General features: G+C 37.5%; 18 protein-coding genes and 1 tRNA gene. 4 read left to right on the top strand and 15 right to left on the bottom strand.

Annotated elements, in window-relative coordinates; all coding sequences use genetic code 11:
* Positions 1–2: 2 nt before the first annotated feature.
* From comGG to comGA, 7 genes are read right to left on the bottom strand one after another with little or no spacing between them, the layout of a single operon-like run.
* A complete protein-coding gene (comGG, locus tag IHV11_RS04955; protein WP_197193862.1) occupies positions 3–377 on the bottom strand; it encodes a competence type IV pilus minor pilin ComGG in 375 nt (124 codons plus the stop codon).
* Positions 370–810, bottom strand: a complete 441-nt coding sequence (locus tag IHV11_RS21345) for a competence type IV pilus minor pilin ComGF (RefSeq protein WP_197193861.1) — start codon at positions 808–810, stop codon at positions 370–372. Before IHV11_RS21345 ends, comGG begins: the two co-directional genes overlap by 8 nt.
* On the bottom strand, positions 794–1,126 hold the full coding sequence (locus IHV11_RS04945; protein ID WP_197193860.1) for a hypothetical protein: 333 nt from the start codon (positions 1,124–1,126) through the stop codon (positions 794–796). Before IHV11_RS04945 ends, IHV11_RS21345 begins: the two co-directional genes overlap by 17 nt.
* Complete coding sequence (comGD, locus tag IHV11_RS04940; protein ID WP_197193859.1) at positions 1,110–1,568, bottom strand: competence type IV pilus minor pilin ComGD; 459 nt, start codon at positions 1,566–1,568, stop codon at positions 1,110–1,112. Before comGD ends, IHV11_RS04945 begins: the two co-directional genes overlap by 17 nt.
* Entirely contained in the window at positions 1,565–1,867 is a 303-nt protein-coding gene (comGC, locus tag IHV11_RS04935; protein WP_197193858.1) for a competence type IV pilus major pilin ComGC, read from the bottom strand. The genes comGD and comGC overlap by 4 nt, the downstream gene beginning before the upstream one ends.
* A gap of 11 nt (positions 1,868–1,878) precedes the next feature.
* Positions 1,879–2,910, bottom strand: coding sequence for a competence type IV pilus assembly protein ComGB (comGB, locus tag IHV11_RS04930; RefSeq protein WP_197193857.1), 1,032 nt, complete (start codon positions 2,908–2,910; stop codon positions 1,879–1,881).
* Positions 2,861–3,967 carry a competence type IV pilus ATPase ComGA gene (comGA, locus tag IHV11_RS04925; protein WP_197193856.1) on the bottom strand — a complete coding sequence of 369 codons (1,107 nt, stop codon included), beginning with the start codon at positions 3,965–3,967 and terminating at the stop codon, positions 2,861–2,863. The genes comGB and comGA overlap by 50 nt, the downstream gene beginning before the upstream one ends.
* A gap of 124 nt (positions 3,968–4,091) precedes the next feature.
* On the opposite strand from comGA, the gene IHV11_RS04920 reads away from it, so the two are divergent.
* Positions 4,092–4,166, top strand: a tRNA-Gln gene (locus IHV11_RS04920).
* A 38-nt stretch (positions 4,167–4,204) separates the two neighbouring features.
* On the opposite strand, the gene IHV11_RS04915 is transcribed toward IHV11_RS04920, so the two are convergent.
* On the bottom strand, positions 4,205–4,594 hold the full coding sequence (locus tag IHV11_RS04915) for a Spx/MgsR family RNA polymerase-binding regulatory protein (RefSeq protein WP_197131060.1): 390 nt from the start codon (positions 4,592–4,594) through the stop codon (positions 4,205–4,207).
* A gap of 185 nt (positions 4,595–4,779) precedes the next feature.
* On the opposite strand from IHV11_RS04915, the gene IHV11_RS04910 reads away from it, so the two are divergent.
* Entirely contained in the window at positions 4,780–5,028 is a 249-nt protein-coding gene (locus tag IHV11_RS04910) for a DUF2626 domain-containing protein (RefSeq protein WP_066242314.1), read from the top strand.
* A gap of 36 nt (positions 5,029–5,064) precedes the next feature.
* Here the strand turns inward: IHV11_RS04910 and IHV11_RS04905 are convergent, their stop codons facing one another.
* On the bottom strand, positions 5,065–6,150 hold the full coding sequence (locus IHV11_RS04905; RefSeq protein ID WP_197193855.1) for an SAM-dependent methyltransferase: 1,086 nt from the start codon (positions 6,148–6,150) through the stop codon (positions 5,065–5,067).
* A gap of 2 nt (positions 6,151–6,152) precedes the next feature.
* Positions 6,153–6,785 (bottom strand): MBL fold metallo-hydrolase, encoded by a 633-nt coding sequence (locus tag IHV11_RS04900; protein WP_197193854.1) that lies wholly within the window; start codon positions 6,783–6,785, stop codon positions 6,153–6,155.
* A gap of 73 nt (positions 6,786–6,858) precedes the next feature.
* Here IHV11_RS04900 and IHV11_RS04895 point away from each other — a divergent pair, with 73 nt between their 5' ends.
* Both IHV11_RS04895 and IHV11_RS04890 read left to right on the top strand, forming a co-directional pair.
* Positions 6,859–7,287 (top strand): hypothetical protein, encoded by a 429-nt coding sequence (locus IHV11_RS04895; protein ID WP_197193853.1) that lies wholly within the window; start codon positions 6,859–6,861, stop codon positions 7,285–7,287.
* 86 nt (positions 7,288–7,373) lie between these two features.
* Positions 7,374–7,559 carry a DUF2759 domain-containing protein gene (locus IHV11_RS04890; RefSeq protein WP_066242324.1) on the top strand — a complete coding sequence of 62 codons (186 nt, stop codon included), beginning with the start codon at positions 7,374–7,376 and terminating at the stop codon, positions 7,557–7,559.
* Between the two features lie 77 nt (positions 7,560–7,636).
* Here IHV11_RS04890 and IHV11_RS04885 read toward each other — a convergent pair whose 3' ends face one another.
* From IHV11_RS04885 to IHV11_RS04865, 5 genes are all read right to left on the bottom strand, one after another.
* Positions 7,637–8,830, bottom strand: coding sequence for a M14 family metallopeptidase (locus IHV11_RS04885; RefSeq protein WP_197193852.1), 1,194 nt, complete (start codon positions 8,828–8,830; stop codon positions 7,637–7,639).
* Between the two features lie 101 nt (positions 8,831–8,931).
* On the bottom strand, positions 8,932–10,845 hold the full coding sequence (locus tag IHV11_RS04880) for an LTA synthase family protein (RefSeq protein ID WP_231620189.1): 1,914 nt from the start codon (positions 10,843–10,845) through the stop codon (positions 8,932–8,934).
* A 480-nt stretch (positions 10,846–11,325) separates the two neighbouring features.
* Complete coding sequence (locus IHV11_RS04875) at positions 11,326–12,285, bottom strand: ROK family glucokinase (RefSeq protein ID WP_197193851.1); 960 nt, start codon at positions 12,283–12,285, stop codon at positions 11,326–11,328.
* Positions 12,286–12,298: 13 nt separating this feature from the next.
* The gene (locus tag IHV11_RS04870; protein ID WP_197193850.1) at positions 12,299–12,490 is read right to left on the bottom strand and encodes a YqgQ family protein; all 192 of its coding nucleotides are present in this window, start codon (positions 12,488–12,490) and stop codon (positions 12,299–12,301) included.
* A gap of 111 nt (positions 12,491–12,601) precedes the next feature.
* Positions 12,602–14,065, bottom strand: a complete 1,464-nt coding sequence (locus IHV11_RS04865; protein ID WP_197193849.1) for a spore germination protein — start codon at positions 14,063–14,065, stop codon at positions 12,602–12,604.
* Positions 14,066–14,171 lie beyond the last annotated feature (106 nt).

The following is a 14,171-nucleotide window of genomic DNA, read 5'->3' as shown; positions in this document are numbered from 1 at the left end:
ATTTAACCCTCCACCCATTTTGTAACACTTTTCTGGGTTACATTATAATACACTTTTACCCTTTTTGTAGACTGGCGAATTGTAACAGCTTCAATCATGAACATCACTTCATCAACAGATATTTGCGTGACAATCATCTTTAGTGTCCCCTCGTTCACACTTAGGCTACGTTCTGACGGATAGACCGCCGGACCTTCTACCCAAACAAGTGCTCGATCAACACCTTGCTGAATCAATCGAATTTGTCTAAGATGCTCTTCTTGCATAAAAACAAACTGTCGTTCTGAAGCAACTTTTTCGGTTAGAAAACTAAAGAAAATTAACATGATAAAGCAAAGAGTTAAGATTAACGGATAAACCATTCCTCTCTCATTCATAACCAATTCTCCGAAAACCACGACGAACTTGATTTCCTTCCTTATCATTCAATGTAACGTTAATAAAACTACCATTTATTTCTTCTACTTTCATCTCTTGAATATTCTGCACCCAAACTTCGTGACCTAATCCATTAACTTGTTTTCGAATAAGAGAATGATAACGTGTGAAACTGATCACTTCACCTGTTGATAAAGTAATAAACAATGCGTTGTTCTTCACCTCAACTGTTGCTGCTTCTCTTATTTCCTTTCCGATCATTGAAAAAAATAATGCTGTTTCTTCAGACTGAACAGATTGCGGATGTTTTTGTAGGTGCGTTAATAACAGTGAAATTACCAAAGCAGTTACGATCAATACACCTAGAGCAATTAATGATTCTACAAGCGTATAGCCGTTTTTGTCCGCGGTGATTTCAGAATGAACTCGCACACGCGGTATACTCTTTTTTGTTAGAACCTCTGAACGAAATACAAGTTTTGTATTCATCCGTCACACCTTTTCGTGTTTTTAGCTTATATTCTGTTCCATCAACTAACCACTCACGCTCATCTGTCTCATGCCTAGTGATGCTTCTCATTGCAGCAGCATGATCCGCTTCTGTCATCGCATATAATAGTTGCTCTGATGTTTGTTGTTCTTGATACGATATATATAGGAAAGGTAAACAGATCGAAAACACTACTGAGATCAACAAAACACCAAACATAGCTTCAATAAGTAAATAACCATTATTGTTTTTCAACATAAAATTTTCCTTTACCCAATTGAAAAACCATCTTATATGAAGTATTAGCAGAGTGGATGTAAATTGTCCCAGCACGACTGATGTTTCCATTCTGGTTAAATTGAACAGCTAATAACATCGAATAGCTCTCAAACCAGATGTGCTTTGGAAAAATCTTTTTTTCAGGTTTTTTACTGCCGTTTCCTCGTATCTCATATATATGGTTCTCATTATCGATCGATAAGTTATAGATTCGATTCTCATTTACCGCTTTTTGCTGCATGTGAACGATGTCCTTTTGAAACGTTCGTATAAAGTATTCGGTCTCTCGATTCCTTTGAAAACTACCATACGAGGGATACGCAACAGCACTGATTGTTGCGATGATCACAAGTACGATCATCATCTCGATCAAACTAAATCCTAATTGACTTTTCTTTATGTGCTTTAGCCCTTCATTCACTCCTCACTGCTCACAGTTACGACTCCATTACTATCGATCAGTAAAGGTTTTTTGTCTGGACATGTTACCGTATCAATATATCCCCCATCATGAAGTTCATCAATTGTAGGCAGAGTATTTTTTTCTGCCTCAAACGCTCCAACTTGTCCCTGCACAAGATCGATGGTCGCTTCACAGCCTAATGATTTTACGAGACTGTTGTTCTTCGTCATACTCGGTAAGGCGATAAGCATCAATACTGAAATGATCAAGAGCACGATCATCATTTCAATTAAAGTAAATCCTTTTTCATTTTTCATATTCTTCCTCCTCATAATGCTTCCATGAGTGTAAACATAGGCAATAACATAGAGGCAAACATAAGTAAGACAAAAACTCCAATCCCAGCGAATAGAATAGGCTGTATCTTTTGCAATGACATGTAGATCTTTTCTTCTAACTCCTTAAAGATCCATTCGCCATACGAAATTAATTCTCTCCCAAGTTCACCATGAGCTAATCCAAAGCGAACGATATCAGCTAGTTCTTTCGTGAAATATGACTTCGCAAGCAAAAGATCAGTAAGTTCAGTTCCATTCAAGAGACCTTTCTGAAGCCTCTGACTTTCTTCCTTATAAAAACCTTTGTTTAAGTGATCCTCCATAACAAGAAGAGCGTCCGAAACGGATAAACCACTTTGCAGCATCGAGCCGAAGTTCACACTAAAAAAATGAGTATTCAATAAAACAAGAAAATTTCTTAAGATTGGAATTCGCAAGAGTAGATCCATCTGTGTAGAAGGCTTTGCTTTCTTTCTCAAAACGATAATAACAATCCATAAAGTGAGGCATAAAGACAGGAAGCATATTCCAAAAAGTGGTATAAACCCTAAAAAAGTAAGCATCCATGTAGTAAACATCGGAGTTTTGACTTCTAACGATGAAAATAGGATTGAAAATTGAGGAAATAAGAATTGATAAAACACAATCCCAATCCACGCTGTGAGGAATAGAAGAAAGAGAGGATATCTGATGGCTTTGTTCAAACGTGTACGCCATTCAGCTTTTTTGTTCATAAAAGTCCCGTTCTCCATGAGACTTCTTGTCAAGTTGCCGTTCGCACTGTTTATCGATAACGAACTTACTACTTGCTTTGGCAATTGTAGCGGTGAAAAGATTTCGATAACCGAATTTCCAGAAGCAAGGATCTCGAGCATATCATCCACTACTTCTTGCTTACTTTGTGGAAGCTGTGACCTGACGAGTTCGATGCTCTTGTTAATGGTGTAGCCTTGATCCAACAAAAAGCCAAGCTTATAAAGAAACGTCCCTTGCGAAGCCCGTTTCCAGCCCCTTCTTATCACTTTTTGTTTCTCCTCCCATCCATCTTTCATAGCTCTCTTTTGTTACATAACCTGCTGCAAAGGCATGATTAAAGGAAAAAGAGAGATTTTTATAAGTAGGCATGTCAACGCTAACCTTACTTAAAGAAGATAATAATTCTTGATTACAAAGCATCTCGTAGATTCCTGCTCTTCTATATGTTCTGAATTTAAAACAAAAATCAACGCAATCGTCTCCACAAAAAGGACACGGTATTGAAATCAGTCGCTGAGATACAATACCCATCAATGTTTGTTGCAGTTCAGTTTCTTGAATGCCAAATTCTCGAAGACGCTCAATACACCCGATACAATCTGCAGCATGCATCGTAGACAGCACAAGGTGTCCCGTCAATGATGCACGAATAACAAGTCTTGCAGTCGATTCGTCTCTGATCTCACCGATCATGATCACATCGGGGTCATGCCTCAACAATGACTTGAAACCTTCACCATATGTCAGACCTGCTTTTTCATTAATTTCCATCTGCAGAAACGAATCTACTTTCCGTTCTACGGGATCTTCAAGAGTTACTACTTGCCGTTTATAATTTTTCTGAAGGTGATGAAGCAAAGAATATAAGATGGTGGTCTTACCGGATCCGGTTGGGCCAGAGAACAATAGTAGACCGCTGGAACGTTTAATAAGGGATAAAAGTTTTTGGAACACGTGAGGAAAAAGTGATAGTTCTTGAAGAGTTAGTGTTTCTTGCTGAGGAAGTAATCGAATGACGAGTGATTCATTAAACGCGGATGGTATAGATGAAAAACGAAGATGTACATTTACATTATTGATCAAAACGTCCATTGAACCGCTCTGTGGCTTGCGATGTTCGCCAATGTCCATTCTTGCAGAATATTTAAAATGAGCGAGTACCCTGATATACTCTTCTTGAGAAAGCTTTCTGTGTTCGATCAGCCGATCATCTATACGAAATTGAACGATCCCCCCTTTTTTTATCGGTATAAAATGAATGTCTGTTGCTTTCTGAACTACGGACTCATGAAGGATTGAATTGCCTAACAGCTTAATCGGCAAGTGGTATCATCTCCCTTTTATTTGGATTGGTATATTAATTCTGTCATAAAAAGACAATTCCTGCATTTTTTAAAAAAATGAATGCATATAAATTTCGACAGAGCTCATACTAGTATTGTTACATTGGGCTATAGCCAAGCGGTAAGGCAACGGACTTTGACTCCGTCATGCGTTGATTCGAATCCAGCTAGCCCAGCCAAAAAAAATAACACTCTTTAAAAGCAAAGAGTGCTATATTCAGGACACATGACTAGAGATGTGTTCTTTTTCTTTTGTTGAACATAATTTTTTCATATCTCCAGGACTATACCCCGCAATGAGCTGTTTTCCGTCTGTCACTAATGGCCGCTTCAACAGTTTTGGATTTTTACTCAATAGCGTTAATAGTTCATTGGTTGAAAGATCATAGATATCAACATCTAGTGATTTAAATGACTGACTTCTTTTAGCCAGGATATCTTCTGTTCCATACTTTGTAAGTTTCAATAGCTCTCTAAGTTCTTCAACCGTTGGCGTTTCTTTAAATAGGTGTCTTTCATCAAACGATACTTTATTTTGCTTAAGCCACATTTTTGCTTTACGGCACGACGTGCAGCTTGGGTATGTGTAGAATGTTATTGAACTCATAAGACTCACTCCTTTTGGTTTACATTACCTTTAAAAGAGGCATAATAAACCAAAAAACAGCTAATATTCATGAATTATCTTTTAATTGTGTATTTATCCGCTTACAATTGGCATTTACAAGTGAGTGGAAACTCATATATAATACTAAAGGATACAAGTATTGGCGAAAAAAGGAGGGGATACATATGTCAAGAATGTATAAGGTTTTAGGCTTTTGGACTGGAATCATCGGAGTCATGGCTTATTTAGGCGATATGCAAGACATGGCGTTATTGTTCTTAGGACAAACGATTATGTTCGTTTCTTTAGGGTATTTGAACTTATCTGAGCGTATGTATATTTATATCTTTGGTGCTTATTTAACTGTTTTCTTTGTTGGTTTTACATACTGGTCAACGTTTATGATGACTCCTGGCGCTGGCGGAGGACATTAATCAGTTCTCTAAAAGTAGCTACAAAAAAGCAGACCGTTACGATACGGTCTGCTTTTTTTGTTGTATAACTTGGAATCCGTTCGCTAGTGTGTGATCGAGTAGGAATGAACGTATGGCCCGATTTCTCTTATGTTCGATTGAGAACGGATCAAGACTTTGTGTATCCTTTAACAAGGATAATAGTCCTTCCTCTAATAAGAAATCTCCTTGATTCTTTAAACGTAATGTAGTTACTTCAGAATCTTCACCTGCTTTTATCACTTGTTCCCAATCTATGTGAAACGTAATATCCATCATCCCGGGAAATGCTAACGGATTGTTTTGTATTTGATGACGATAATAGCCCCTTATACTTCCTTCTTTTAAATGTGTAGTGTTCCACTCTTCCCCAATCAATCCATAATCAACAAAAAACAAGCAAGATTCTTTTTCTATCCATTCGTAAATGGTTTTTAGCCAATTAAGCATGGAAAAGGAAACTTCAAGTTCATTTGTTTTGTCTCTAAAAGAAAAGATTTCATCCAATTTCTTTTGTAATGATGAATTTTCCAGTTGCCGATAAACAAAACATAGATTTTCAGTGTTTTTGTGAAAAGAGACTCCTTTTTCATACCATTCTTCATTTTTTCGTTTAAAGATCCGAAGTGGAAACGCATCAAGAACTTCATTTGCAAATATAATTCCTTTGAATGATGGGTATCGCTGTATAAGTTCATCCAATGAACAAAGAATCGTAATTGGAAATCCAGCCAACTTCTTTTCCAATAAGCTTGCGTGATACGGACTCGGTTCTACAATGACATATGACACGTGTTCGATTGATCGTAAAGACCAACTCTCTTGAACTTGCCGAGCAAAATGACCGCTTCCTCCCCCAAACTCCACGACGATTGGATCGAGATTATTATCAGCGATCGTACGTACAAATAAATCTGCCCATACTTTAGCAAATACGTCTGAAACAAGGCTAGCTGTATAAAAATCCCCGTTTTTACCGATCTTCACGTTCTGTTTCATGTAATAACCCTCTATCGGATGATACAGGGCATGTCCCATGAACTCTTCCATTGTTATCCATTCATCTGTTTCTAATTTTTTTTGCAGGAAACTCGTGCGTAACACGATTAAAACCCGCTTAAAAATGGATTCGAATCCATTTCCATTCCCACTGTTGTTTCAGGGCCATGACCTGATAAAACGACCGTTTCTTCTGGCAGATTAAGCAGCTTTTCATGAATGCTATTGATCAAGACATCCTGATCCCCACCATGAAGATCTGTTCTTCCAATACTTCCTGCAAACAATGCATCACCTGAAAAAACAGCACCACTGCTTTTATGATAATACGAAACACTTCCCGGCGAATGACCTGGAGTCGTTAGTACCTCGAATGAAAAACTTCTGATCTTCAAGGTATTATCTTGATTCGTTAAAATGTGGCTTGCTGGCTTTGCTGTAATGCTCTGACCAAAATATTTTGATCCATTCTTTTTTATGTCACTCAACCAATCTGCTTCTTTTTTATGAACATACAACGGTATATTATATTTTTCACGGACGTCATCGACAGCCCCGATATGATCAAAATGAGCATGCGTTAATAAAACAGCTAAAGGTCTAACCTTTAATGACTCTAATGCTTGTATGATCCTTCTACCTTCACTTCCCGGATCGATGACTATAGCTTCGTTCTGATTGTTATAGATAATATATGTATTCTCTTGTACAGGTCCTACCGTTAACTTTTTCCACTTCATTGTTTATAGCCTCCAATTGCAAGTTATTACTTTCTATCTTACACTAAAACAAACATTATTTCGGAGGAAACACATGAAAGTATTTTTCGGATACGAAAATATGGATACGCCCGATCCTGTTTCTATGCATGATCAACATGAAGATCTGATCATTACTTCTCAAAAAGATGATGAACTTTTTGAGGCAATACCTCTCCTTTCAATCAAACCTTTAAGAACCACTCTTTTATTTGAGGATTATGGGTTTACATCTGACTCAAATCAAACGTATCTTTATCTTGATATGATAAGTATCTTTTATATCAAAGAAGGGGAAGAGCAAGAGAAGACAATGTTTTTATTTCAAACAGAAGAAGAATTAATTGCAGAAATCATACATAAAAACGATAGATTTTTTGTTGTTGGAAGCCAGCATGAACTCCTTGTAAAAAAGTGGGCTTCTGCCTATAAACTAACAATTGAGTTCATTTTGTTCCAAAGTGCACTCGACAAACCAGAATAAAACAAGTAAAATAATACAAGGTTATACCTGTGTGAAAGCGTTATACATAGGATTGGTATTACTCCAGAGCAAGGGGGCACAGAATAATGGGATTAGCCATTATATTCGGCTTAGTAGCTATTTTAGCTGCATTGGGATTATTGCGTTCGTTAAAAATTAAAAATTTAATGGCAGCAGGTTTTGCCTTTTTAACGTTTGCAGTTTTTGGCTGGTTTACAGTCATGACTGTTCTGGACGTTTTAGTAGGCAGCGGCGGCTCTACAGGCCATTAAAAAGCTAAAAAACCATCAGAATTCCCTTTCTGATGGTTTTTTCTTTCTTTTAAGCTTGTGCAGCCCCTCGTCCTGCCTTACATGTAAAGAGCGGCCAACAGGATCCCTCTTGTATCTTCATAGATCGTATCGAACTGTCGTAAAGGAAGTGGGTTAATCCCTATTCCGAGCTCGATGGTGAATCCGGGTTTCCTGTATTCCTGAATAAACCAATCTTTGTATCCTGCATAACTATCCACATATCTAATCGCTTTATACCCACTAACCCTCTCAAATTCACTTGCGATCTCTCCTGATATCGGCATAGGTTCTTCCCCTTCAAAACCCCAGTATAATTCTTTTCCCTGTGTATGAAGGGCTACCACTCGATCAAATTGATGCTTTTCAGTAACCTCTGCCATCACAATTGCTTCTGGTTCACTTAATGGAGCGGTACCAGGATAATCCCTTGGTGCAGGAGAAGTTGGTTTTCTCACTTGTTCAAGCTCCCATCTTGCAGGAAATTGATTATTAAGGTCTACCCCTCGAATATTCGCTTTCCACCCAGAGAAATCTTTGCTTCCTTTATTTAATTTTAAAACAACCTCTTTCCATTCTGAGTTCTCAGGGAGACCATTCAAAACGAGGTCGACTCCATCTGGATCGACCATAGGAACCGCGTAAAGTGTAGTATCTCGATATAAGTCCATAGCTTTGTATCCATTCAATACTTTATCTGTTGATAGTGCAGCTGCATATTCATTAATAAACCTCATCAGAACTCCGGAAGTAATCCATTCGTTTCCATGAAACGAACCGTTAATATGCACTTTCTTTTTTCCATTTCCTATTACAAGCATCTCTATCGGTTTATCGAGAACAGATTTACCAATCTCCTGTTTTTTTATGAATGGATAAACGTTAAGAAGTTTACTTATATCATGATTTAGTGCAGCTGTATTGTATTTCCTCTGACATTTTATAGATGGATACGGCAGCACTCTCGGAATATTGATGATGTCCTTCGTAAATATTTCCTTCGGTTTCACAGTTGGATTAACTAAATATAATGCATCCAGAGGAATATCATATTTATCTGCTATTGAAAAAAAAGTGTCACCATTTTTAATCTTATATTTTTCTAAGAACATTCCAGGGATCTCTATACTCTCCCCTGCGATCATGCTTGCTGCTGTTACGTTAGGATTAGAGTCTTTAATCAACACGTAAGGGATAGATAATAGACGTGAATAATACCAGAATGAATCGCCGTTACGCATGACAATTTCCAAACAGAGCCCTCCCTTTAAACCTTCCTCTTAAAGATGTATGTTCGCACAAAGCAGTTATGCAATAAAAAAGCACTCAACCGAAGTTGAGTGCTTCTAAATCTTTATTGTTTTTGCTTTTCTTCTTGTTTAACAGCTTTATCTTTTGCTTTATCTTTATCGTAGAACCTTAATAGATCTCCATAAATGATACGGTCTGACATATCAAGTTCAGTCTTAGCGCGTTCACTGTATGGCTCACAAGCATTGTTTTCACCTTCAACAGGTTCTCCTGTTGCTTTGTCATAACACTTACCATCAGTGAACACATTATCTTTAGTGATATAAGAATTGTCACGAAGGACAGCGAAATCTTCTCTGTCTTTAGAGAATAAATCTGAACCTAGCTGAATGTCACCTTTCGTATCAATTCCTAACAAGTGAAGGATCGTTGGTTTAAGGTCGATCTGTCCTCCAACTGTATCCATTGTTTTTCCTTTTTCACCTGGCATATGAACGATTAAAGGTACTTTTTGCAATTGAGTAGATTCAAAAGGAGTAATTTCTTTTCCTAAGAATTGACCCATTGCATCATTATGGTTTTCAGATATACCATAATGATCGCCATACATGATAAAGATCGAATCTTCATAAAGACCAGCTTCTTTAACATCAGCGAAGAATTCTTTTAAAGCTTCGTCTGTATAACGGACAGTTGTAAAGTAACGGTTAACTGTTCCATCGCTAGACGTCCACTCTGGAATCATTTCATCTTCCTCTTCTAATGTGAACGGGAAGTGGTTTGTTAACGTAATATATTTCGTATAGAACGGTTTGTTCATCGCTTGCATCTCTTTAAGGTGTGGAATGGATTGTTTAAAGAAATCTTTATCCTTTAACCCCCACCCGATTGAGTTCTCAGGAGTTACCTCGAAATCTTTTAATGAGTAATAACGGTCGTAACCGAAATTATCATACATGATATCACGGTTCCAGAAACTTTTGTTGTTAGCATGCTGTACGGATGAATAGTAACCTTGCTCTTTTAAAATTTCTGGTGTTGCATTGTATTGGTTCTGAGAATGAGTAAAGAAAACTGCTCCACTTGGTAGTGGATATAAAGAGTTATCTAATAAAAACTCTGAGTCAGACGTTTTACCTTGCCCTGTTTGGTGATAGAAGTTCGGGAAGTAATAACTGTCTTTGATCAGATCATTCATAAATGGTGTAATCTCTTTACCGTTAACAGACTCATTAATGACAAAGTTCTGTGTTGATTCAACTGAAATGACAAAAACGTTCTTGCCTTTCGCTTTACCAAACATCTCAGGGTTTGGTTCTTTGTAATTTGCACGCGAATAGTTCTCGATATCTGTAATTTCACTTCCATCAGCAAATGCACGCTGTGCTTTTGCTTTAGATTGGATGATGGAATCGTAGATATGGTAGTTATATGAACCAATGTTTTTAATCAACATTTCACGGTCAAAAGTACGTGTTAACAATTGCGGTCTTTCCGTCTCTGCTATACCAACGTTCACGATAAATAATACGATTGCCGCTGCAAAAGTAATCGTGATCTGCTTGCGTGAAGCACGTGCAGGTCGGTAATCAGCTCGTCTCATGAAATAAGCCAAAATAACGATGTCAATGAATACCAATAAATCAGTAGGTTGTATCAATTCAAATACACTATTACCTAAGTCTCCCATGTTGCTCGTTTGGAATAAGACTGGAATGGTGATAAAGTCATTAAAGAAACGATAGAACACCATATTGGCATACATCACAAAACTCATGATCGCACTGACTGCAACAATCATTCTTCTGTGTGTTCTTCCTTTAAAGTAAAGCGTTATACCTAAGAAAAGAACAATAGAACTGATCGGGTTAATAAAAAGAATTAACTCTTGAACTTTGTTGTCCATTGGCAGTTCAAATGCGGTTTTATAAATGATAAATGTTTTAATCCATAATAAAGCAATTGCGATAAAGAAAAATCTATATTCAGCAAAAGCTTGTTTCATTTTTTCTTTCATATGTTCTCTGACCTCCTCAATCAAAAAGAACTCTCGTTTTCATTTTTCCCTATTAACTATCTCTCTTTGCATCCGGTACGCATTGATCTTAAGAATGTAAATTCATCTTTTACAAATTTACAAAACCTTAATCAAAGGATTACATAAAGAGTATATTAAATGGTTTCACACAAGAATTCAATACCCTAACGTACTATTTCAAGATTCTGACAAATAGGACAACAAAACTATATTAGTTTTACCCCTTTTTTAAATCCATAAACCATTAGACGAACTTGACTCAAAAAAGTTTCAAAAAAATGAAAACGAACCGCGGTGAAGCGGTTCGCTGTTTAAACAACTTTTTTAATATTTTCCTATGTTAGCCGTTGAACTGATTTCTTTTACAAAGGACTGTATAGAAAAAATTTCCTTCTATTTACCTACAAGCCCTCCATTTAAAATCCAAATTTAATTAACTGCCATTTACACAAGGATTAATTAGCGATTATGTTTAGCTAACCAAGCTCCTCCGATTACACCAGCATCGTTGCCTAGTGTAGCCACTTTCATTTCAGCGCCCTCTCTAACTCTCTTGAGTGCAAAATGATTAAATTTCTGCTCTAAACGCTCCATTAAAGTATGACCTGCTTTAGAGACTCCTCCACCAATAACGATCTTACCTGGGTTAATGCTGTTTGCAAGGTTTGCTATCACTAATCCTAAATGAAATGTCACTTCTTCCAACGTGTCGATCGCTACTTGATCTCCCTTTTCAGCAGCTGCTACAACATCTTTAGCTTTTATATCACCCTTTTGCTCTAATAATGTATGAAGAGAGGAAGAGGTGTCTTGAAGAGCTTTTTCTTTGGATATGCGTGAGATACCTGTTGCTGAAGCTATCGTTTCTATGCAGCCCGTACGACCGCAGTTACATGGTGCTCCACCATTTGGTATAGCGGTTATATGCCCAATCTCACCAGCCATACCATTTGTTCCGTGCATAATATGTCCGTTTACGATAATTCCGCCGCCGACTCCAGTACCTAATGTAACCATCAGTAAGTTGCCTTCACCATCACCTGCACCACGCCACATTTCTCCGATTGCAGCGATGTTAGCGTCATTATCTACGATGACAGAAAGGCCTGTCGCATTTTCTAGCTCTTCTTTTAACGGATAATCTCTCCACCCGATATTTACGGCATGGAAGATGAATCCTGTTTTCATATCAATGAAACCAGGAGCCCCCATACCAATCGCCTCAAGCTTTTCTTTTGGTTGTGATAAGTCTTTTAGCTTTAGATGGATGGATTCAGTAATATCTGTGACGATATGCTTTCCATCTTCACTAATATTTGTAGGGATTTCCCACTTCTCTACAATATGACCGTCTAACGTTACAAAAGCGATTTTGATTGTCGTTCCACCTAAATCAACACCAACTAGCCATTTCTCCATCTTGTCTCATCCTCTATTGTAATTTATTGTGTGCTGCTCGAATAATGATGATCGCATGCTTGAATTCGTTTACATCAATGAGTTTTTGTTCGTAGAGTTCTCTGACTTCTTCTTGGATCAATTCTAAATCAGCTATCTTGTTTCCTGTATATATGAAGGTTCCAAACCTTTTTAATAGCTGTTGAACATCATACATTGTTTTCATTATTATCACCTTTGTCATTATAACAAATAGTATAAGGAAAAATGCAAGCCTTTGCACAGAATTTATATACAAAAAAACAGCTGTACATGGCAGCTGTCTTTTTAATATCCATTAACGATCAGGATCTTTCGGATGTAATACGATTGGTCTTCTGTTCTTTAAAGGCATAGGAATCCTTAAGATCACATCTCGGATGGCTTTTGGGTTAAAAGGAATGAACGGCCAGAGATAAGGGATGTGAAAGGACTTAAACGATACAAAGAACAATACGGCTAATGTAAAGCCTATAATATATCCTGGTACACCTAACAATGCGGTTAATCCTAATAGAGAGAGTCTTAATAAACGATTTGCTAAGCTGAGCTCATACGTTGGAGTAGCAAATGTCCCTATTGCAGCTATTGCGATATAGAGAACTACTTCATTTACAAATAGACCTGCTTCAATCGCTACTTGTCCAACTACAATAGCTGAGACCAATCCTAGACCAGTCGATACAGATGTCGGTGTATGAATGGTAGCCATCCTGAGCATATCCATACCCAATTCGATGATCACAAACTGCAAGAATAAGGGAACAACCCCAATCTCTTCAGGACCTATAAATGATAAATTTACAGGTAGTAGTTCTTTATGCACAGAAAACAAATACCACAATGGCAATAAAAAGATCGATATCCACACAGCTAAAAATCGAACAAACCTTAAATATGCACCAACGACTGGTTTCTGCCTGTATTCTTCTGCATGCTGCAGATGATGCCAGAATGTTGTTGGGGTGATCAAGACAGAAGGAGAGCCATCTACATAAACCAAAACATGTCCTTCAAATAAGTGGACCGCAGCAGTATCAGGTCGTTCTGTATACCTCACTAACGGATATGGATTGAGGTGACGGCCACAAATAAATTCTTCAACTGTTTTCTCACTCATCGGAAGTCCATCCGTATCAATTTTTTTCAATGAGTCTTTAATACGTTCAACGATATGGGGATCTGCAATATCATCTATATATGAAATACATACATCTGTCTTCGATCGCCTGCCTATACTCATGTACTCCATGCGGAGTGAACGATCACGAACTCTTCTTCTCGTAAGTGCGGTATTGAATACGATCGTTTCAACAAAACCATCTCTTGCCCCTCTAACAACGCGCTCAACATCCGGTTCTTCAGGTCCTCTAACCGGGTATGTTCTAGCATCAATTTGAAGGATTTCCGAAACACCTTCAACGATAAGAACTGTGGGTCCACTTAATACCCAATCGATTCCTTGATTCAGATCATCTGACGTTGAGATTTCTATATAAGGCAGATACGTCTTCATCAGCTTTACAAGTGGATCCGGATCTAATTGACCAGGCTCGAGATCAGCAAGCAGCTTCATTAAATAATGAAGAATATCATCTTTAACGAATCCATCAACCATAAATAAGGCCATTCTTCTTCCGGCATATTCTAAGTCAAGATGAATACAATCAAAACTTATGTCAACGCCTAGTTGATTTTTCATATACTGAACGTTTTCATCAAAACTAGGTGAAAGAGGTTGTTTTTTTGGCAGATATGACATTTTTTTTCATCACTCCTCTGCCTATCATCTTTCACTTTATTTTTCTGTTTCATACCTTGGTCAACAACGATTACTCTAAACTTCTTCATAACTTCATTTCAGTGGC

It is taken from the genome of Fictibacillus sp. 26RED30 (assembly GCF_015903845.1).
Lineage (GTDB): Bacteria > Bacillota > Bacilli > Bacillales > Fictibacillaceae > Fictibacillus > Fictibacillus phosphorivorans.
The sequence above is the reverse complement of the archived record's forward strand: the minus strand, read 5'-3'. Positions and strand labels throughout refer to the sequence as shown.